This is a genomic window from Providencia sp. PROV174, assembly GCF_028480685.1.
GTDB classification, from domain to species: domain Bacteria; phylum Pseudomonadota; class Gammaproteobacteria; order Enterobacterales; family Enterobacteriaceae; genus Providencia; species Providencia rettgeri.
This window is the reverse complement of sequence record NZ_JAMPOT010000023.1, coordinates 174267-195049: the sequence shown is the minus strand read 5'-3', so window position 1 is coordinate 195049 and position 20783 is coordinate 174267. Positions and strand designations below refer to the sequence as shown.

The 20783-nt window shown below is 40.8% G+C and carries 19 protein-coding genes; 18 read left to right on the top strand and 1 reads right to left on the bottom strand.

Annotation, left to right across the window (positions count from 1 at the left end):
• Nucleotides 1–239 precede the first annotated feature (239 nt).
• The gene (gene ravA, locus PSE60_RS18680; protein ID WP_272666409.1) at nt 240–1757 is read left to right on the top strand and encodes an ATPase RavA; all 1518 of its coding nucleotides are present in this window, start codon (nt 240–242) and stop codon (nt 1755–1757) included.
• A 2-nt stretch (nt 1758–1759) separates the two neighbouring features.
• Nucleotides 1760–3217, top strand: a complete 1458-nt coding sequence (viaA, locus tag PSE60_RS18675; protein WP_272666408.1) for an ATPase RavA stimulator ViaA — start codon at nt 1760–1762, stop codon at nt 3215–3217.
• On the opposite strand, the gene asnA is transcribed toward viaA, so the two are convergent.
• Complete coding sequence (gene asnA / locus PSE60_RS18670) at nt 3218–4210, bottom strand: aspartate--ammonia ligase (protein ID WP_004906722.1); 993 nt, start codon at nt 4208–4210, stop codon at nt 3218–3220. It abuts the gene before it with no gap.
• 161 nt (nt 4211–4371) lie between these two features.
• On the opposite strand from asnA, the gene asnC reads away from it, so the two are divergent.
• From asnC to PSE60_RS18590, 16 genes are all read left to right on the top strand, one after another.
• Nucleotides 4372–4833 carry a transcriptional regulator AsnC gene (asnC, locus tag PSE60_RS18665; RefSeq protein ID WP_004906728.1) on the top strand — a complete coding sequence of 154 codons (462 nt, stop codon included), beginning with the start codon at nt 4372–4374 and terminating at the stop codon, nt 4831–4833.
• A 91-nt stretch (nt 4834–4924) separates the two neighbouring features.
• Entirely contained in the window at nt 4925–5365 is a 441-nt protein-coding gene (mioC, locus tag PSE60_RS18660; RefSeq protein WP_272666407.1) for an FMN-binding protein MioC, read from the top strand.
• 377 nt (nt 5366–5742) lie between these two features.
• A complete protein-coding gene (mnmG, locus tag PSE60_RS18655; RefSeq protein ID WP_117162961.1) occupies nt 5743–7632 on the top strand; it encodes a tRNA uridine-5-carboxymethylaminomethyl(34) synthesis enzyme MnmG in 1890 nt (629 codons plus the stop codon).
• 1 nt (nt 7633) lies between these two features.
• Complete coding sequence (gene rsmG / locus PSE60_RS18650; RefSeq protein ID WP_272666406.1) at nt 7634–8254, top strand: 16S rRNA (guanine(527)-N(7))-methyltransferase RsmG; 621 nt, start codon at nt 7634–7636, stop codon at nt 8252–8254.
• A 601-nt stretch (nt 8255–8855) separates the two neighbouring features.
• Nucleotides 8856–9233 (top strand): F0F1 ATP synthase subunit I, encoded by a 378-nt coding sequence (gene atpI / locus PSE60_RS18645; protein WP_004906317.1) that lies wholly within the window; start codon nt 8856–8858, stop codon nt 9231–9233.
• Between the two features lie 33 nt (nt 9234–9266).
• Nucleotides 9267–10085, top strand: a complete 819-nt coding sequence (atpB, locus tag PSE60_RS18640) for a F0F1 ATP synthase subunit A (RefSeq protein ID WP_004906738.1) — start codon at nt 9267–9269, stop codon at nt 10083–10085.
• 48 nt (nt 10086–10133) lie between these two features.
• Nucleotides 10134–10373, top strand: coding sequence for a F0F1 ATP synthase subunit C (gene atpE / locus PSE60_RS18635; protein WP_004093904.1), 240 nt, complete (start codon nt 10134–10136; stop codon nt 10371–10373).
• A 58-nt stretch (nt 10374–10431) separates the two neighbouring features.
• Nucleotides 10432–10902 (top strand): F0F1 ATP synthase subunit B, encoded by a 471-nt coding sequence (atpF, locus tag PSE60_RS18630; RefSeq protein WP_004906301.1) that lies wholly within the window; start codon nt 10432–10434, stop codon nt 10900–10902.
• Nucleotides 10903–10914: 12 nt separating this feature from the next.
• Complete coding sequence (gene atpH, locus PSE60_RS18625) at nt 10915–11448, top strand: F0F1 ATP synthase subunit delta (protein WP_004906300.1); 534 nt, start codon at nt 10915–10917, stop codon at nt 11446–11448.
• 14 nt (nt 11449–11462) lie between these two features.
• Nucleotides 11463–13004 (top strand): F0F1 ATP synthase subunit alpha, encoded by a 1542-nt coding sequence (gene atpA / locus PSE60_RS18620; protein ID WP_004906297.1) that lies wholly within the window; start codon nt 11463–11465, stop codon nt 13002–13004.
• Between the two features lie 51 nt (nt 13005–13055).
• Nucleotides 13056–13919, top strand: a complete 864-nt coding sequence (gene atpG, locus PSE60_RS18615; RefSeq protein ID WP_004906741.1) for a F0F1 ATP synthase subunit gamma — start codon at nt 13056–13058, stop codon at nt 13917–13919.
• Between the two features lie 34 nt (nt 13920–13953).
• Nucleotides 13954–15336, top strand: coding sequence for a F0F1 ATP synthase subunit beta (gene atpD, locus PSE60_RS18610; RefSeq protein ID WP_004906293.1), 1383 nt, complete (start codon nt 13954–13956; stop codon nt 15334–15336).
• A 21-nt stretch (nt 15337–15357) separates the two neighbouring features.
• Entirely contained in the window at nt 15358–15783 is a 426-nt protein-coding gene (locus tag PSE60_RS18605; RefSeq protein WP_004906291.1) for a F0F1 ATP synthase subunit epsilon, read from the top strand.
• 126 nt (nt 15784–15909) lie between these two features.
• Nucleotides 15910–17280 (top strand): bifunctional UDP-N-acetylglucosamine diphosphorylase/glucosamine-1-phosphate N-acetyltransferase GlmU, encoded by a 1371-nt coding sequence (glmU, locus tag PSE60_RS18600; RefSeq protein WP_272666405.1) that lies wholly within the window; start codon nt 15910–15912, stop codon nt 17278–17280.
• A 207-nt stretch (nt 17281–17487) separates the two neighbouring features.
• Nucleotides 17488–19320, top strand: a complete 1833-nt coding sequence (gene glmS / locus PSE60_RS18595; protein WP_272666404.1) for a glutamine--fructose-6-phosphate transaminase (isomerizing) — start codon at nt 17488–17490, stop codon at nt 19318–19320.
• Nucleotides 19321–19446: 126 nt separating this feature from the next.
• Nucleotides 19447–20613, top strand: a complete 1167-nt coding sequence (locus PSE60_RS18590; protein ID WP_272666403.1) for a hypothetical protein — start codon at nt 19447–19449, stop codon at nt 20611–20613.
• The last annotated feature ends 170 nt before the right edge of the window (nt 20614–20783 follow it).

Sequence of the window (20783 nt, the reverse complement as noted above, 5' to 3'; positions counted from 1 at the left end):
TCATAGTAAAGATAAATCACAACTCAATATTGATAGTTGATATTTGTGATCAGTATCGAAACGTTTCGTTCCCATTAGAAAAGCTTAAAAACAATAACTTATTGAATCACTTGTAGCTGAATCGTTTTTTCTTATTTATTGGGGCATATCAAAGAAAAATGGAAAAATAGGTCGCAGTATGTAATAAAAGAAATTGATAGTTTTGATATCAACGCCTCTATTAATAAAAGGAATGAATAATGCAGCTTGCTGAACGAATTGCCCAATTAAGCAATTACCTTGAAAGCGGTTTATATGAACGCCAGCAGGCTATTCGTTTGTGCTTATTAGCCACATTAAGCGGCGAAAGCGTATTTCTATTAGGCCCTCCGGGTATTGCCAAAAGCTTGATTGCACGAAGAATGAAATATGCTTTTCGTCAGGCAAATGCTTTTGAGTACTTAATGACGCGATTTTCAACACCTGAAGAAATATTTGGCCCGCTTTCAATACAAGCGCTAAAAGATGAAGGGCGATATGAACGTTTAACCAAAGGTTATTTACCTGACGCTGAAGTCGTATTCCTTGATGAGATATGGAAAGCAGGCCCTGCCATCTTAAATACTTTATTAACCGCGGTAAATGAGCGCAAGTTCCGTAATGGTGATGAAGAAAAATCCATCCCGATGCGGTTATTAGTCACAGCATCAAATGAGTTACCTGATGCAGATAATAGCCTTGAGGCGCTATTCGACAGAATGCTAGTACGTATTTGGCTGGATAAAGTGCAAGAAAAACAAAATTTTCGCGCACTATTAACAGGAAAATCATCGCTGAATGAATCTCAAATGCCAGAACATTTAAAAATTAGCGATGAAGAGTACCAACAATGGCAACAAGAAATTCCCAAAATTACGCTACCCGATCACTGTTTTGAACTTATTTATCAATTACGCCAACAATTAGATGCTACAGATAAACAACTTTATGTTTCCGATAGGCGCTGGAAAAAAGCAGTTTACCTATTACAAGCAAGTGCTTTCTTTAATGGTCGCAACAGCGTATCTCCTCTAGATCTTGTGTTATTAAAAGATTGCCTCTGGCATGACATGCAATCGATGAAGACTTTACCGCAACTATTACAGTCATTATTACAAGATGATGGCTGGCAGCAGAGAAAGTTGACTCGAGAAATAGAGCAGATTTATCAGCAATGGATGTCATCGACCCAAGACCAAAACAACCAAGACGCATTTAAAGTCAATAAAAACAATGCGATGTTTGCTCGTAAAGCGTCATATGTACTGCCCGAAAATATCAGTGACGGTCGAATTACCCTGTTTTTACATCGTCCACTGCAACTACATAATATGAAAGTGACTTTTGTAACTACTGATAAAAAATCACTGATAACGTTCTTAAATAAAGGAACGACACTATCCGCTCACCTAAATGGGATTGGTTTTGCACAAGACATTGCCGCTGAGGTAAATAATTTAAACCAAATACAGTTATTAGATGTAAGTCATCAATCATCTACTTTATATATTCAAGATAAAGCCTCATCACTCGTGCCAAATACAAATAACCAAGAATGGCTAGACAAACTAGATAAAATTCAAGAAGAAGTTCAATCCGCACGCTATCAGTTTGAAAAACAGCAGCCCAACTTATTTATTGAATCACACTGGCTTGCAGATATTGAACAAAGCTTCATGAAACTCACGGAAAAACTAAGCCAATTACGTAACCAAATCACAGGTAAAGTGGCTGAATAACGATGATGAGTTTAGCCACACTAGAAATGCTGCTTTCGGTTAATGAAGGTCAATTAATCGAGGAGATAATTATATCTTTGCTAGCAACCCCTCAATTGGCGGTCTTTTTTGAAAAACACCCTAGATTAAAAAAAGCGTTACTAAAAGATTTATCTGGTTGGAAAAAAGATCTCAAACAGCGTATGCAAGATGCGCTCGTTCCTGCTCAACTTTCGGAAGAATTTGAGCTCTATCGTCAATCTCTTGGCATTTCAACCGATGCTTTTTTTATCCAATTACCGAGTGTCATAGCAAAACTTCACCAACTGGATTCCCCTTTTTACCGTGAGGCACATCAGTTACAGAGTGGGAAAATAGAAAATCGCAGTGCAAGGCAATCACTGTTTGTACAAAAATGGCGAGTCAGTTTAATTTTACAAGTGACGACTCTACATAAAGAAATGTTAGAACAAGAAAAAGAACAATTGCTGGCGGAACTACAGCGCCGATTAGCACTAAGTGGCAATTTAGAGGATATCTTAGGTGAAAATGAACGTGCTGCTGGCCGGTTGTGGGATTTAACCAAAGGTGTAAACATGACTTCAGCTTATAATGACCAATTATTAAGCCGATACAGTGAATTTTTACGTCAGCAACCTGAATTAGAAAAAATAGCCCAATTATTAGGCCGTAGCCAAACTGCACAAGCAATCCCTGATGATAGCGTGGTGCTAGAACCGATGACTATCATGGAAAAAGTACCTGAAACTGTTCCTGAGCAAGTTAATGGCTTAAATCAAAGTGACGATATTTTACGCTTATTACCTGCAGAACTCGCTATGTTAGGTCTTGAAGATATTGAATTTGAGTTCTATCGAAAATTACTTGAAAAACAGCTTCTAACTTATCGATTACAAGGAGATAGCTGGCAAGAAAGGAAAGTTCTTCGCCCAATAACACATCACCATGATGAAGAACAACCGAGAGGTCCATTTGTTGTATGTATTGATACCTCAGGTTCGATGGGCGGTTTAAATGAACGCTGTGCAAAAGCTTTTTGCCTCGCATTAATGAAAATTGCGCTAGCGGATAACCGTTCATGTCATGTAATGTTATTTTCCACAGAAATTGTGCATTACGATTTACTTTCTATTGATGGTCTAGAGCAATGTATTCGATTTTTACATCAAACATTTAAAGGTGGGACTGATCTTGCGGCTTGTTTGCAAGAAACAGCAATAAAATTGGAATCAAAGCAGTGGATAGATGCAGATGCCGTGGTGATTTCTGATTTTGTTGCTCAGCGTTTACCTGATGAGTTGATTCAAAAAATAAAAACCATGCAAAAGAAAGGTAAATACCGCTTCCATGCGGTATCTGTGTCAAATTATGGGAAACCCAGCATCATGAAAATCTTTGACCATATTTGGCGTTTTGATACTGGGTTAAAAAGCAGGTTGTTACGCCGCTTTAGTCGCTAACTACAGCATACCTTCAACGGATTCTTGCATTTCAGCACCCCATACACCACATTGCACTTGGCCAATGTGTTGGCGTTGAAGAAGTAACATGACTAAGCGCGACTGGCCAATGCCACCACCGATAGTTTGTGGCATTTCGCCTTTGACTAACGCTTGGTGCCATTCTAATTCCATACGTTTTTCATCGTCAGTTAACTTTAATTGACGGGTCAAACACTCCGGACTTACGCGAATTCCCATTGAAGAAAGCTCAAATGCGTCCTGTAAAACAGGGTTCCACACAATGATGTCGCCGTTCAAACCACAAAAACCGTCTTCATTTTTTGTTGTCCAGTCGTCGTAGTCTGGCGCACGAACATCATGTGATTCACCACTAGATAGCTTACCACCGATACCAATTAAGAATACTGCGCCTAATTCTTTCGCGATTGCACGTTCACGCCCTTTCGCATCTAAATCAGGATAGCGCTGTAACAATTCTTCACTGTGAATAAAGTGGATTTGGTCTGGCAGGAACGGTGCCAACCCAAACTCTTTACTTACGGCAGCTTCTGTTTCTTTTATTGCCTTATAGATTTTACCCACTGTCTGCTTCAGATAAGGAAGTGTACGTTCCTCATCTGCCATCACTTTTTCCCAATCCCACTGATCAACATAGACGGAGTGGATTGGGGTTAAGCGATCCTCGTCCGGACGCAACGCTTTCATATGCGTGTATAGACCTTGGCCTTTACTAAAACCGAAACGCCCTAATGTTTTACGTTTCCATTTAGCCAAAGAATGAACCACTTCAAAGGTTGCACCTGGAATTGATTTCACTTTTACTTGAACGGCTTTTTCACTGCCCGATAAGTTGTCTTGAGTACCATCCCCTAAACGGCTTAGGATTGGCCCTTGAACTTCAATTAACCCTAATTCTTTTTCAAGTAAACGTGAGAAATACGATTTCACAAAACTAATTTGTTGCTGATGTTCGATAAATGACTTGTCCATAATTTATTCCCATAATTTGTTAGCTGTGTTAGCTGATGTATAGATTAAGCAACAAAATGAGGTATAAATTCAATATCCACCATTAAAAAAAGCCTTTACTGTTTATTTTGAATAAAAAAACAGGTATAAAAATGATGAATCGTTAAAATGGAGATGAAATAATGCCGGAAAATTATCAAATCGATAATCTCGATCGTGACATACTTCACGAATTAATGGGAAATGCGCGCATACCGTATGCTGAATTAGCAAAAAAATTCGCTGTTAGCCCCGGAACAATTCATGTCCGAGTCGAAAAAATGAAGCAAGCAGGAATTATTAAAGGCACACGTATTGATATAAACCCAAAACAATTAGGTTTTGATGTTTGTTGCTTTATTGGCATTATTTTAAAAAGTGCAAAAGATTACCCAACCGCACTAAAAAAATTAGATGCCTTAGAAGAAGTTGTCGAGGTGTACTACACAACAGGGCAATACAGCATTTTTATTAAAGTAATGTGCCGTTCTATCGATTCTTTACAAGACGTACTTATCAACAAAATTCAGACCATTGATGAGATACAATCCACAGAAACACTGATCTCCTTACAAAACCCGATCTTACGAACAATCAACCCGTAGAAAAAAAATGATATAACCACATTATCCACAGGTAGATCCCAGCTCATTCACAGCGTACAATAGCGGCCTATTATTGTGAAAGAGAATCACCATGACAAAAGTAACCTTAATAAGTGGCAGTACAATGGGCAGTGCGGAGTATGTTGCCGAGCACATGGCAGAGATTTTAGAAGAACTCGGTCATGAAACTGAAATTCAACATGGCCCAGAGCTTGATGACTTAACACTTGAAGGTATATGGCTGGTGGTGAGCTCAACACATGGTGCAGGTGATCTACCTGAAAATATTCAACCTCTTTTTGATTCAATAGAAGAAAACGCCCCTGATCTAAGCCAAGTCCAATTTGGCTCTGTTGGGATCGGTAGCTCTGAATATGACACTTTCTGTGGAGCGATCCACAAAATAGATGCTTTATTAATCAAACAAGGGGCTAAAAGGATCGGTGAATGTTTGGAAATTGATGTCCAACAACACGAAATACCGGAAGATCCCGCTGGGGAATGGGTTAAAATTTGGGCAACCGAACTCTAATTTGATTAAAATACCAGCAGTCAGCTGTGGATAACTCAGGGAAGATCCCGGTATTAACCCGTAGTTATCCAGAGTATAAGTTTTTAGGCTCCCAAGGCCTGTGTATAAGTAGCCATTTTGATCCCAGCTTATACGCAAATGGATCACGGATCATTCACAGTATATGATCCTTTACAGTTTTATGATCTTTAAAGTGAAAATCCACTTATCCACAGAAACCAGTGATCCTAATAAAAGATCTAATAAAGAGATCTTTAAATAAAAAGATCTTTATATTATATAAGGGAGAAACCTAAAGCTTGGTCTCTTCCTCAAACTTGAGTAGAATTCTCTCCTCAAATGCACAATCCGCATTTTCTAACGTTTAAGGTCCACACATGTTTTATCCAGAGCAATTTGACGTCATCGTAATTGGTGGTGGTCATGCCGGTACTGAAGCAGCAATGGCAGCTGCACGTATGGGGCGTCAAACCCTATTACTGACTCACAATATTGATACATTGGGCCAGATGTCTTGCAACCCAGCCATCGGTGGGATCGGTAAGGGACATCTGGTTAGAGAAATTGATGCCCTAGGTGGTCTAATGGCCATAGCTACAGACAAAGCAGGTATTCAATTTAGAACATTAAATGCCAGCAAGGGGCCTGCTGTTCGTGCAACCCGAGCACAAGCTGACCGTGTTCTATATCGCCAAGCTGTCAGAATGGCTTTAGAAAATCAGCCTAATTTAATGATTTTCCAACAACCCGTAGAAGACTTGCTTGTTGAAAACAATCGAGTTACTGGGGCAATTACCCGCATGGGCTTAAAATTTAAAGCCAAAGCCGTGGTATTAACCGTTGGTACTTTCCTTGATGGCAAAATTCATATTGGTTTAGAAAATTACAGTGGCGGTCGTGCAGGGGATCCTCCTTCGATTTCACTCTCTCAACGTTTGAGAGAATTGCCTTTACGTGTTAATCGTTTAAAAACAGGAACACCACCACGTATTGATGCAAGAACTATTGATTTCAGTCAGTTAGCTCAACAGCTAGGTGATGACCCAATGCCCGTTTTTTCATTTTTAGGTTCACAAGATCAACATCCACAACAGATGCCTTGTCATATCACCTATACCAATGAAAAAACCCATGATGTGATCAGAAATAACTTGGATCGTAGCCCTATGTATGCAGGGGTTATTGAAGGGATCGGCCCACGTTATTGCCCTTCGATCGAAGATAAAGTCATGCGTTTTGCAGATAAAGACTCACATCAGATCTTCTTAGAGCCAGAAGGCTTAACCAGCAATGAAATTTATCCTAACGGGATATCCACCAGCTTACCATTTGATGTTCAAATGCAAATTGTTCATTCCATGAAAGGAATGGAAAATGCAAGGATCATTCGCCCTGGTTATGCTATCGAGTACGATTTCTTTGACCCTAGAGATCTAAAACAAACGCTTGAGAGTAAATTTATTGATGGTTTATTCTTTGCTGGCCAAATAAACGGTACAACAGGTTATGAAGAAGCCGGGGCTCAAGGGCTATTAGCGGGCCTTAATGCTGCACAACATGCCTTTGGTTTAGACGGTTGGTTTCCTCGTCGTGACCAAGCTTATATCGGCGTTCTCGTTGATGACCTTTGTACTTTAGGGACAAAAGAACCTTACCGTATGTTTACTTCACGTGCGGAATACCGTTTGATGCTTCGTGAAGACAATGCCGATTTACGACTCACTGAAAAAGGCCGAGAGTTAGGCTTAGTTGATGACGTACGTTGGGCTCACTTTAATAAAAAAGTTGAACTGATTGAAAAAGAACGTCAACGCTTAAAAGATATTTGGGTTCATCCTAAATCAGACAACCATACTGAGATAGATGGAATTTTAACCGTTCCATTATCGAAAGAAGCAAATGGGGAAGATTTACTGCGTCGTCCAGAAATGACGTATCAAATGCTAACCTCGCTCAACCTGTTTGCCCCAGGGATTGACGATCCTCAAGCTGCGGATCAAGTGGAAATCCAAGTTAAATACGAAGGTTATATCGCTCGCCAAAAAGAAGAAATCGAAAGACAACTGCGTAATGAAAATACCTTGTTGCCTGTAGACCTCGATTACAAACAAGTTAAAGGGTTGTCGAACGAAGTGATGGCTAAACTGAACGACCATAAACCGACATCTATTGGTCAAGCATCACGAATTTCAGGGATCACGCCTGCGGCAATCTCTATCTTACTTGTTTGGCTGAAGAAACAAGGCATGCTACGCCGGAGCGCTTAACATGGATTTATTATCAAAACTTAATCAATTGCTAGTAAAAACCGATATCGATTTAACGGAAAAGCAAAAACAGCAGTTAGTTGACTATGTTGGGTTATTAGCTAAATGGAACAAAGCCTATAACCTGACTTCGGTACGTGACCCACAACAGATGTTGATCCGTCATATCATGGACAGCATAGTGGTGAACGGTCAACTCAACGGAACAAAATTTATTGATGTAGGAACAGGACCAGGTTTACCTGGCGTTCCTTTAGCTATTGTTCGGCCAGATTCCCATTTTGTTTTACTGGACAGCTTAGGAAAGCGCATACGCTTTTTAAAACAGGTTCAACATGAACTAGGGCTAACGAATATCGAACCTGTTCAATCACGTGTTGAAGAGTACCCGGTTGAAAATGGTTTTGATGGGGTGATTAGCCGCGCATTTGCTTCATTGAACGATATGCTGAGTTGGTGCCATCATTTACCGTCATCTGATGGGCGTTTTTATGCGCTTAAAGGCGTCATTCGTGATGATGAAATAGCGCTACCAGAAGGTTTTGTGATTGAATCTATCACAGAGCTTGAAGTGCCTGAACTTGATGAACAGCGCCATTTGGTTAAAGTTTCTATAAAATAAAGTTGCTTTCTGTCAAAATATTTTGTCTTTTAGAGCGATAGTCGGTGTGTTACAAAGCACCGGCTATTCTTGTTTTTAGCTAAAGAATAAATATTTATATTTCACGTGTTATTTACATGGAAATAACGAATAAGTTTCAAAAATAAGGTGTTGAAAGAAAAAATATAAGGAAATTGGCAATTTTTACTTAATCGATTTAGCTAGATAAATAGTTAATAGTAAAATATTTGATTTATCACTTTTAAATTTAACTTAAAAATCTGCTTCTTTAATTGTTTGATTTACAGATTAAATCTATTTTTTGTTGTCAGTAAAGTTGAAAGAATAAATAAAGAGAATAAAGCTAAATGTGATATTTATCACATTAATGTGAATATATGCAGCAATTCATTAACTATTTATTAATTATTACAGCGACAATTCTGCGCCAACTCGAAAAAATTAAATATTTATTCACCTTTTCGCTACTTACTGATTGAATTCATTTCGCCTGCCCGTATAATTTGCACGTTTTTGTCTCTTGACACATTTACGCAAAGGCAGTTTTATACAACACTTAGCGTTTCTGAGGCTGAGAAGAGCTGGGAGTAAACAAAAAGTTATGTCTGTATCCCTTTATGACAACAAACACGCTGCAAAGCAGTTGTCTGTTCAGTTTATAACTTTAGTGATCCTCAGTGGGGCTTTCTGTGCAAATAGTATAGAATGGGGGGCCTCTGCTCTTGCTGGTGGGTTAGCATGCTGGTTACCAAATATCGTATTTATGCTGCTAGCACAATTTCAGAAAGCAAAAGGAGAGGATGAACCTGTCCGCATTGCCTGGTTCTTAGCATTAGGAGCAGGGCTAAAGGTTGTTACAACTATCGCTGTCTTAGTTGTTGCTTTCGGTGTGTTCAAAGCGTCATTAACACCACTGGGTTTGACCTATTTAGCGGTGCTAATTGTTCAGATTGTTGCACCAGCCGTTTTTAAACGGTAAGTATTTTTAAACTACAAAAGGGTAAGAGGCATCATGTCTGCATCAGGAGAAGTGATGACTACAGAGGATTACATAGGCCACCATCTGAGAAACCTTCAGTTGGACCTGAGTACCTTTAAGTTGGTCGATCCCCACGCTAGTCCAACATTTTGGACGTTGAACATTGACTCGCTTTTTTTCTCGGTAGTTCTCGGGGCTCTGTTCCTGTGGCTATTTAGAAGAGTTGCAGTTAATGCGACTAGTGGCGTACCCGGTAAGTTACAGACTGCAATAGAACTGATCATTGGTTTCGTTGATAACTCAGTCCGTGATATGTATCACGGCAAGAGCAAAGTTATTGCTCCTTTAGCATTAACGGTGTTCGTCTGGGTATTCTTAATGAACCTAATGGATTTACTCCCAATTGATTTCCTTCCGTATATTGCTGAGCATTATCTCGGGTTACCTGCATTACGTGCAGTACCAACCGCAGATGTTAGTGTCACATTATCGATGGCTATTGGTGTGTTTATCCTAATCCTCTTCTACAGCATCAAAATGAAAGGAATTGGCGGATTTACAAAAGAGCTCACAATGCAGCCTTTTAACCATCCTGTCTTCATTCCAGTCAACTTGATTCTTGAAGGGGTAAGCCTGCTGTCAAAACCTGTATCACTCGGTCTGCGACTGTTTGGTAACATGTATGCAGGTGAATTGATCTTTATTCTTATCGCGGCTCTGCTACCGTGGTGGTCACAGTGGTTGTTAAGCCTACCTTGGGCTATCTTCCACATACTGATTATTACGCTACAAGCCTTTATTTTTATGGTTCTGACGGTTGTCTATCTGTCGATGGCATCTGAAGAACACTAATTTAATTTTATCAATAATTGTATTAACTGAAACAAACTGGAGACTGTCATGGAAAACCTGAGTATGGATCTGCTGTACATGGCTGCCGCTGTGATGATGGGCTTAGCGGCGATCGGTGCTGCGATCGGTATCGGCATCCTAGGTGGTAAATTTTTAGAAGGTGCTGCTCGTCAGCCAGATTTAATTCCTCTGCTGCGTACACAGTTCTTTATCGTAATGGGTCTGGTCGATGCTATTCCGATGATTGCTGTTGGTCTGGGCTTGTATGTAATGTTCGCTGTTGCCTAATTAACGTTACGGAACACTGTAAGAACATTAATTCACTAATGAATATGAGGTATTGTCTGTGAATCTAAATGCAACAATCCTCGGCCAGGCTATCGCGTTTGTCCTGTTTGTTTGGTTCTGTATGAAGTATGTATGGCCACCGATTATGGCGGCCATTGAAAAACGTCAAAAAGAAATTGCTGACGGTTTATCTTCCGCAGAACGTGCTAAAAAGAACCTGGAACTGGCGCAAACCGACGCAACCGACCGACTGAAAAAAGCGAAAGCTGAAGCTCAAGTCATCATTGAACAAGCGAATAAACAACGCGTTCAAATGATTGATGAAGCAAAAGCAGAAGCAGAAGCAGAACGTGCAAAAATCGTCGCGCAAGCGCAAGCTGAAATTGATGCTGAGCGCAAACGTGCACGTGAAGAGTTACGTAAACAGGTTGCGATGCTTGCTATCGCAGGTGCCGAGAAGATTATCGAACGTTCCGTGGATGAAGCTGCTAACAGCGACATCGTTGATAAACTAGTCGCTGAACTGTAAGGAGGGAGGGGCATGTCTGAAATTGCTACTGTAGCTCGCCCCTACGCCAAAGCAGCTTTTGACTTTGCTGTGGAAAACCAAGCTGTTGCTAAATGGCAGGAAATGCTAGCCTTCACCGCTGAGGTGACGCGCAATGAACAGGTTGGGGAGCTGCTTTCTGGTTCTATTGCACCAGAAACATTAGCTAAAACGTTTATCTCTGTTTGTGGAGATGAAATTGACGAGCATGTTCAGAATCTGATTCGTGTTATGGCAGATAACGGGCGTTTAACGACGCTGCCAGAAGTGTTGACGCAGTTTATCCAATTGCGCGACTCTCTGGAATCAACCATTGAAGTTGATGTGATTTCTGCTAACGAACTGAGTGAACAGCAGTCAGCTAAAATTTCTGCAGCGATGGAAAAACGTCTGTCACGCAAAGTTAAGCTGAATTGCAAAATTGATAAGTCTGTTATTGCTGGAGTGATCATTCGTGCTGGAGACCTCGTTATTGACGGGAGTATCCGCGGTCGCTTAGAGCGTTTAACTGACGTCTTGCAGTCTTAAGGGGACTGGAGCATATGCAACTGAATTCCACCGAAATCAGCGAACTGATCAAACAGCGTATTGCTCAGTTCGATGTTGTGAGTGAAGCTCACAATGAAGGTACGATTGTATCCGTTAATGACGGTATTATTCGTATTCACGGTTTAGCCGAAGTCATGCAGGGTGAAATGATCGCGCTGCCTGGCAACCGTTACGCTATCGCACTGAACTTAGAGCGTGACTCTGTTGGTGCGGTCGTTATGGGTCCTTATGCCGACTTGGCAGAAGGCATGAAAGTTAAATGTACTGGCCGTATTCTTGAAGTTCCAGTAGGCCGTGGCCTGCTAGGACGTGTTGTGAATACACTGGGTCAACCAATTGATGGTAAAGGTCCTGTTGATAACGATGGCTTCTCTCCTGTAGAAGTTATTGCGCCAGGTGTTATCGACCGTCAATCCGTTGATCAACCAGTTCAAACTGGTTATAAATCAGTCGATGCCATGATCCCAATCGGTCGTGGTCAGCGTGAGCTTGTTATCGGTGACCGTCAAACAGGTAAAACTGCTTTGGCTATCGATGCAATCATCAACCAACGCGACTCAGGCATCAAATGTGTGTACGTGGCTATCGGCCAGAAAGCATCTACCGTTTCTAACGTAGTTCGTAAACTGGAAGAGCACGGCGCACTGCAAAACACTATCGTTGTTGTTGCTACAGCATCTGAATCAGCTGCTCTGCAATACTTAGCGCCATATGCTGGTTGTGCGATGGGTGAATATTTCCGTGACCGCGGTGAAGATGCTCTGATCGTATACGATGACCTGTCTAAACAGGCTGTTGCATACCGTCAAATCTCACTGTTGCTGCGTCGTCCACCAGGACGTGAAGCTTACCCAGGTGACGTTTTCTATCTGCACTCACGTTTACTTGAGCGTGCTGCTCGCGTTAACGCTGAATACGTAGAAAATTTTACTAAAGGTGAAGTTAAAGGCAAAACAGGTTCATTGACAGCTCTGCCTATCATTGAAACCCAAGCTGGTGACGTTTCTGCATTCGTACCAACAAACGTAATTTCGATTACAGATGGTCAGATCTTCCTGGAATCTAACCTGTTTAACTCTGGTATTCGTCCAGCGGTTAACCCAGGTATTTCAGTATCTCGTGTTGGTGGTGCTGCTCAGACTAAAATTATCAAGAAACTGTCTGGTGGTATCCGTACCGCACTTGCTCAGTATCGTGAACTGGCAGCGTTTGCTCAGTTTGCTTCCGACCTCGATGACGCGACTCGTAAACAGTTAAGTCATGGTCAGAAAGTAACTGAACTGCTGAAACAGAAACAGTACGCACCAATGTCAGTAGCAGAGCAGGCACTGTCTCTGTTCGCGGCAGAACGTGGGTTCTTGGATGATGTTGAGTTAGCGAAAATTGGTGCGTTTGAAGCTGCTTTAGTTTCTTTTGCACAGCGCGAGCATGCTGACCTTATGAACGAAATTGGCCCGGCTGGTAGCTATAACGATGATATCGAAGGCAAGTTGAAAAAACTGCTCGAATCATTTAAAGCAACTCAGTCCTGGTAATACTATTCGGCCCAGTTCCTAGGGCCGTCTGGTTAATAAGGAGAAGCAGAAATGGCCGGCGCAAAAGAGATACGTTCCAAGATCGGAAGTGTACAAAATACACAAAAGATCACTAAAGCGATGGAAATGGTCGCTGCGTCCAAAATGCGTAAAACGCAGGAACGCATGGCGGCCAGCCGTCCTTATGCAGAAACCATGCGCAGTGTGATTGGTCACCTAGCGTTAGGTAATCTGGAATATAAACATCCATATCTCGAAGAGCGTGAAGTTAAACGTGTCGGGTATCTGGTTGTTTCAACAGACCGCGGTCTGTGTGGTGGCTTGAACATTAACCTGTTCAAAAAACTATTAGCAGATATGAAGTCATGGTCTGAGAAAAACGTTCAGGTTGACTTGGCTTTAATCGGTTCTAAAGCGGTATCATTCTTCGGTTCTGTGGGCGGCAATGTCGTGACACAAGTTACTGGAATGGGGGATAACCCAACGCTTTCGGACTTGATTGGTCCAGTTAACACAATGCTACAAGCCTATGATGAAGGGCGTTTGGATAAACTGTATGTGGTGACGAATAAGTTCATCAATACAATGTCTCAGGAGCCAACTATTCTTCAATTGTTACCATTGCCTGCAAGCAATGATGAAACACTGAAGAAGAAGTCTTGGGATTACATTTACGAACCCGATCCTAAGGCGTTGCTGGATACCCTGCTACGTCGTTATATCGAGTCGCAGGTTTATCAGGGCGTCGTTGAAAACCTGGCTAGTGAGCAGGCCGCACGAATGGTAGCGATGAAAGCCGCTACTGATAATGGTGGAAACCTGATCAAAGAGTTGCAGTTGGTTTACAACAAAGCTCGTCAGGCCAGCATTACTCAGGAGCTTACCGAAATTGTTTCGGGCGCTTCCGCGGTTTAACAGCTAGGTTTACGAATTACGTAGAGGATTCAAGATGGCTACTGGAAAGATTATCCAGGTAATCGGCGCCGTTGTGGACGTCGAGTTCCCTCAAGATGACGTACCAAAAGTGTACGACGCTCTTGAGGTTGTTAACGGTAAAGAAAAACTGGTGCTGGAAGTTCAGCAACAGTTAGGCGGAGGTGTTGTCCGTTGTATCGCAATGGGTACATCAGATGGCCTGAGCCGTGGTTTAGAAGTTGTAAACTTAGAGCACCCAATTGAAGTACCAGTAGGTAAAGCAACTTTAGGACGTATCATGAACGTTCTGGGTCAGCCTATTGATATGAAAGGTGATATCGGTGAAGAAGAGCGCTGGTCAATTCACCGTGCTGCACCTAGCTATGAAGAACTAGCTAACTCAACAGAACTGCTGGAAACCGGTATCAAAGTAATGGACTTAATCTGTCCATTCGCGAAAGGTGGTAAAGTTGGTCTGTTCGGTGGTGCGGGTGTTGGTAAAACAGTAAACATGATGGAACTGATCCGTAACATCGCGATTGAGCACTCAGGTTACTCAGTATTCGCAGGTGTTGGTGAGCGTACTCGTGAAGGGAACGACTTCTATCATGAAATGACCGACTCAAACGTTCTGGATAAAGTATCACTGGTTTATGGCCAGATGAATGAGCCACCAGGAAACCGTCTGCGCGTTGCGTTGACTGGTCTGACTATGGCTGAAAAATTCCGTGACGAAGGTCGTGACGTACTGCTGTTCGTTGACAACATCTACCGTTATACACTGGCAGGTACTGAAGTATCAGCACTGTTAGGTCGTATGCCTTCAGCGGTAGGTTATCAGCCAACGCTGGCGGAAGAGATGGGTGTTCTGCAAGAACGTATTACCTCAACTCAAACGGGTTCTATCACTTCTGTTCAAGCGGTTTACGTTCCTGCGGATGACTTAACTGACCCATCACCAGCAACTACCTTTGCTCACTTAGACGCAACAGTCGTTCTGAGCCGTCAAATCGCATCACTGGGTATTTACCCTGCGGTTGACCCTCTGGATTCTACTAGCCGTCAGCTTGACCCGCTGGTTGTTGGTCAAGAGCACTATGATGTTGCTCGTGGCGTTCAGTCTATTCTGCAACGTTACCAAGAACTGAAAGATATCATTGCAATTCTGGGTATGGATGAACTGTCTGAAGAAGACAAACTGGTTGTTGCTCGTGCTCGTAAGATCCAGCGCTTCCTGTCTCAACCATTCTTCGTTGCTGAAGTATTTACCGGTTCACCAGGTAAGTTCGTTTCTCTGAAAGACACTATCCGTGGCTTCAGTGGGATCCTGAACGGTGATTACGACCACCTGCCAGAACAAGCGTTCTATATGGTTGGTACCATTGAAGAAGCTGTGGAAAAAGCGAAAAAGCTTTAATCCAGCTGACAGGAGGTTGATATGGTAGCTGCAATGACATACCACCTGACTGTAGTGAGTGCTGAAAAACAAATGTTTGAAGGCATGGTACAGAAAATTCAGGTGACAGGTAGTGAAGGTGAGCTGGGGATTTACCCGCAGCATACCCCGCTGCTGACTGCCATAAAACCGGGCATGGTACGTATTACCAAACAGTTTGGTGAAGAAGAGCTAATTTACCTCTCCGGCGGTATTTTAGAAGTACAACCAAATGGTGTTATCGTACTCGCTGATACAGCGATCCGTGGTAAAGATTTAGACGAAGCTCGTGCAGTGGAGTCTAAACGCAAAGCGGAAGAACACGTCCGTAAAGCTCACGGCGATGTTGATTATGCTCAGGCATCAGCAGAACTTGCAAAAGCAATAGCGAAACTTCGAGTCATCGAGTTAACTAAAAAGCTAATGTAATGATAGCGGTATAGTAAAAAAAGCCAGTTGGTTAAGTCTAACTGGCTTTTTTATTTGAGCGAAATATGTAGTAATTTATAAAGGAAATAGGTTTACTTTCATCCCTAAGTTGGAGTTTCAGGAAAAATGACTGTGCAAAGAAAAAGTGTCGTGATTTTAGCTGCCGGTAAAGGCACACGGATGTATTCAGAGCTACCTAAAGTTTTGCATTTGCTTGCAGGCAAACCAATGGTTCAGCATGTTATAGATACAGCAAAATCCATTGGTGCATCAGATATTCATCTGGTATACGGACATGGCGGTGATTTACTGAAAGAAAAACTAGGTGAGCAAAACCTCAATTGGGTATTGCAGGCCGAGCAGCTCGGCACTGGCCATGCGATGCAACAAGCCGCGCCAAGCTTCCAAGACGATGAAAATATTGTCATGCTATATGGCGATGTACCGTTAATTGCTAAAGATACCCTAGATCGCTTAATTGACGTGAAGCCAGAAGGTGGTATTGGCTTACTGACGGTTATTTTAGATAACCCAACAGGGTATGGCCGTATCATTCGTGAAAATAATGAAGTTGTCGGTATTATCGAGCAAAAAGATGCGACTGAAGAGCAACGTAAAATCCAAGAGATTAACACTGGGATCATGGTTGCCAGCGGTAAAGATTTTAAACGTTGGTTGGCACAGCTAAACAACGATAATGCACAAGGCGAATATTATATTACTGATATTATTGCATTAGCACATAAAGAAGGTAATAAAATTGCAACCGTTCATCCTAAACATTTAAGTGAGATGGAAGGCGTGAATAACCGCCTACAACTGGCTGCGTTAGAAAGAGTTTATCAGAAAGAACAAGCGGAAAAATTGTTATTAGCAGGAGTAATGTTAATTGACCCTGCACGTTTTGATCTGCGCGGAAATCTAACTCATGGTCGCGATATTATTATTGATACTAACGTGATTATTGAAGGCAATGTCACATTAGGGAATAACGTACATATTCAATCTGGCTGTATTTTGAAAGACTGTGTAATCGGTGATAACTCAGTGATTAGCCCGTATTCAGTCATAGAAAACTCTGAATTGTCATCAGAATGTACGGTTGGTCCTTTTGCACGTTTACGTCCAGGTGCTAAATTAGCAGCCAAAGCACATGTGGGTAACTTTGTAGAAATGAAAAATGCCTCTTTAGGTTTAGGCTCTAAAGCGGGCCATTTAAGTTACCTTGGGGATGCCCAAATTGGCGATAACGTGAATATTGGCGCAGGTACTATCACTTGTAATTATGATGGCGCAAATAAACACAAAACCATTATTGGTGATGATGTATTTGTAGGCTCAGACACTCAATTAGTCGCGCCAGTTTCTGTAGCAAAAGGTGCAACAATTGGTGCTGGCACGACGGTAACTCGTGACGTGAATGAAGACGAACTCGTTGTCAGCCGTGTAAAGCAAATGCATATTAAAAACTGGCAACGTCCAGTTAAGAAAAAATAAGTAAATATTGAGGAGAGGTAGCAATATCTCTCCTATTATAAATGCGAATTAATCGCGAAAATTAAAATAGCTACCTAAGGTAGCAATATAAAAATAATATCCCCATTTTCTACAAGGCTGGGGAGCAGTGAAAACTTTACAACAATTAGGTTGCGACAAATAAAGGTTTCTCAAGAAAGAAACCTTTTGTCTAGGAATCAAAAAAATATGTGTGGAATTGTAGGTGCTGTTGCACAACGTGATATTGCAGAAATTCTGTTAGAAGGTCTTCGTCGTCTTGAATACCGTGGTTATGACTCAGCGGGTATGGCTGTGGTTGATCACGAAGGTCATTTGCAACGCTTACGTGAAGTCGGCAAAGTGCAAATGTTAGCGGAAGAAGCGGAGAAAAACCCAGTATCGGGTGGAACGGGGATTGCACATACCCGTTGGGCGACTCATGGTATTCCAAGTGAACGTAATGCTCACCCACATACCTCTGGTTATATTGCGGTTGTTCATAACGGCATTATTGAAAACTATTTAGAACTGAAAGATGAACTGAAAAAGCTCGGTTATGTCTTTAGTTCAGAAACTGACACCGAAGTGATTGCTCATCTTGTTCACCATGAACAACAAAAGGGCGGCACGCTGATGGAAGTGGTTCAACGTGTTATTCCACAATTACGCGGTGCTTATGGTACGGTAATTATGGATAGCCGTATTCCTGAATTATTAGTCGCCGCACGTTCTGGTAGCCCATTGGTTATTGGTTTAGGTGTGGGTGAAAACTTCTTAGCATCAGACCAATTAGCATTGTTGCCTGTGACTCGTCGCTTTATTTACCTTGAAGAAGGGGATGTTGCCGAAGTCACTCGTCGTACTGTTCGTATCTTTGATAAAAGTGGTGAAGCTGTCGATCGTGAGCAAATTGAATCAAACGTTCAATATGATGCGGGCGATAAAGGCGTTTACCGCCATTACATGCAAAAAGAGATTTATGAACAGCCGATGGCGATTAAAAACACCCTTGAAGGGCGTTTTAGCAAAGATAATGGCATTGATCTGAGCGAATTAGGCCCTCGTGCGAGTGAAATTTTATCTCAAGTTGAACATATCCAAATCGTAGCTTGCGGGACATCTTACAATGCTGGCATGGTAGCGCGTTATTGGTTTGAGTCTTTAGCGGGTATTCCATGTGATGTGGAAATCGCTTCAGAGTATCGCTACCGTAACCCTGCGCACCGTAAAAACAGCTTAATGATAACGCTGTCTCAATCAGGTGAAACTGCAGATACACTGGCAGCATTGCGTTTATCGAAAGAGTTAGGCTATTTGACTTCTTTAGCGGTGTGTAACGTTGCGGGTTCTTCACTGGTACGTGAATCTGAGTTTGCCCTGATGACCAAAGCAGGGGCTGAAATTGGTGTGGCATCAACCAAAGCGTTTACCACACAGTTAACTGTTTTACTAATGCTAGTGGCGTATATGGGCCGTTTGAAAGGTGCTAATCCGGAGCTCGAAGAAAATATTTCTCACGCTCTGCATGCATTGCCTGCGCGTATTGAAAGCATGTTATCGCAAGATAAAGTCATTGAAGCATTGGCAGAAGATTTCTCTGATAAACACCACGCGTTGTTCTTAGGCCGCGGTGATCAGTTCCCTATTGCCGTTGAAGGGGCTCTGAAATTAAAAGAGATTTCATATATACACGCGGAAGCGTATGCCGCTGGTGAATTAAAGCACGGCCCATTAGCGTTAATTGATGCCGATATGCCTGTTATCATCGTGGCACCTAACAATGAATTGTTAGAAAAACTGAAATCAAATATTGAGGAAGTTCGTGCGCGTGGTGGTTTGCTGTATGTGTTTGCTGACCAAGATGCGGGCTTTGAAGCTAGTGAAAATATGAAAATTGTTTCGCTGCCTCATGTTGAAGAGCTCATCGCACCTATTTTCTACACTGTTCCTCTGCAACTGTTGTCTTATCACGTTGCATTGATTAAAGGTACAGACGTAGACCAACCACGTAACTTGGCGAAGTCGGTGACGGTTGAGTAATCAATAATTTGATTAATAAAGGGCTCATTATTTAACCGTAATGAGCCTTTTTATTTTTTTTCAAAATATAATTTCTATTTTTTGTTTTTTTTAATATAACATAATAAAAAACAAGGAAATAAACGTATGGAAATTATATTTATTGATATTATTGATAAGGAATATGAATTTGTATGCCAACTATATTGGCAGGTTGCAGAAAATGGCCGTTTTTTATATTCAATGATTAAGATAGAAGAAAAAACACAATTAAAATCTAAAGAAATAAAAGCTATTGTGGCTAAAAGCTGCAAAGCTTATTGTTTAAAGCTAAAATGTGTGGCATGTGGTGAAATAGAATATTTACGAGATAGAAGCCATTTTTCACATTTAAGTAATCTTGAACATATTTGTGTTGATTGTATTCGTATAGAGAATGAAAAAGAAAGGCAAGAAAAAATTGAATATATTGATAATCTATTATTTTTAAAAAAAGAGAATGCTTTAAGTATCAATGATCTTTCTTTTGAAAATAGTGTTTTTTTACTTGCACTTATACGGTGTTGTGCTGATGAAAATCTAATGTATTTAGATAGCCTTGATAATCAGAGGTATGAAAAATTAACACCGAATTATAAGTTTGACCTGTTAATCATAGAACAACTTTATACTGCAGGTGTGATTGCAGTAAGTCCAGTTACTAATTTAAAATATATAAGTGTTAGTGAAGATTATATTTATTTTAATAATATATTTATGTGCTGGGAAGTTATTATTAAAGAAACTAATAGTTTATCTACGATTATTGACCTACTAGAGCTAAAATTAGCTAATATCTATTATTTACAAGAAAATACAAAATCACTAATTGAGTTATGTAAGAAAAATAATCTATTTGAGTGTTTTTTTTATTTAAATTATGAAATGGATGAATATAATTTCACATCTTTTCTGATTGGTGAAAAAACAACAAAAAACATCACCTATTTATTAGAAAACTTATCTGTTGGGCAAGTTTTCTATATTATATCTAAAACGGTTACTGATGCTTTTGTGTATCATCAAAAAAAATCGACTAAAATCAACAAAGGACAAGCTGCGAACTCTGTTGTTGATGCAATGAAGCGAATGCATGAAAGGTATCTAGCTAATGGATGGTCTCCCTATTCAAAATATCGGCCTCGTCATTGCCCTCAATCAGTACTTTGTCAGGTTTTATTTGTGTTTATCTTGCAAACAGATGATGGCGGTATTCATAAATCATTAAAACAAATTATAATTGACGATGATAAGGGGATTTTCTTGAATCACTAACACATAATTTTATGTCTTAATGATTCAATCACCTAATCTTGCTGCATAGGAACGTAAAACACATTTTTCATACTAGATAATTTTAAAATAATATCAGTACCAAGAATGATAAAACTAAATATTATTATTTATTCATAAATCCACCTTAATTATTATATTTAGTATTTTTT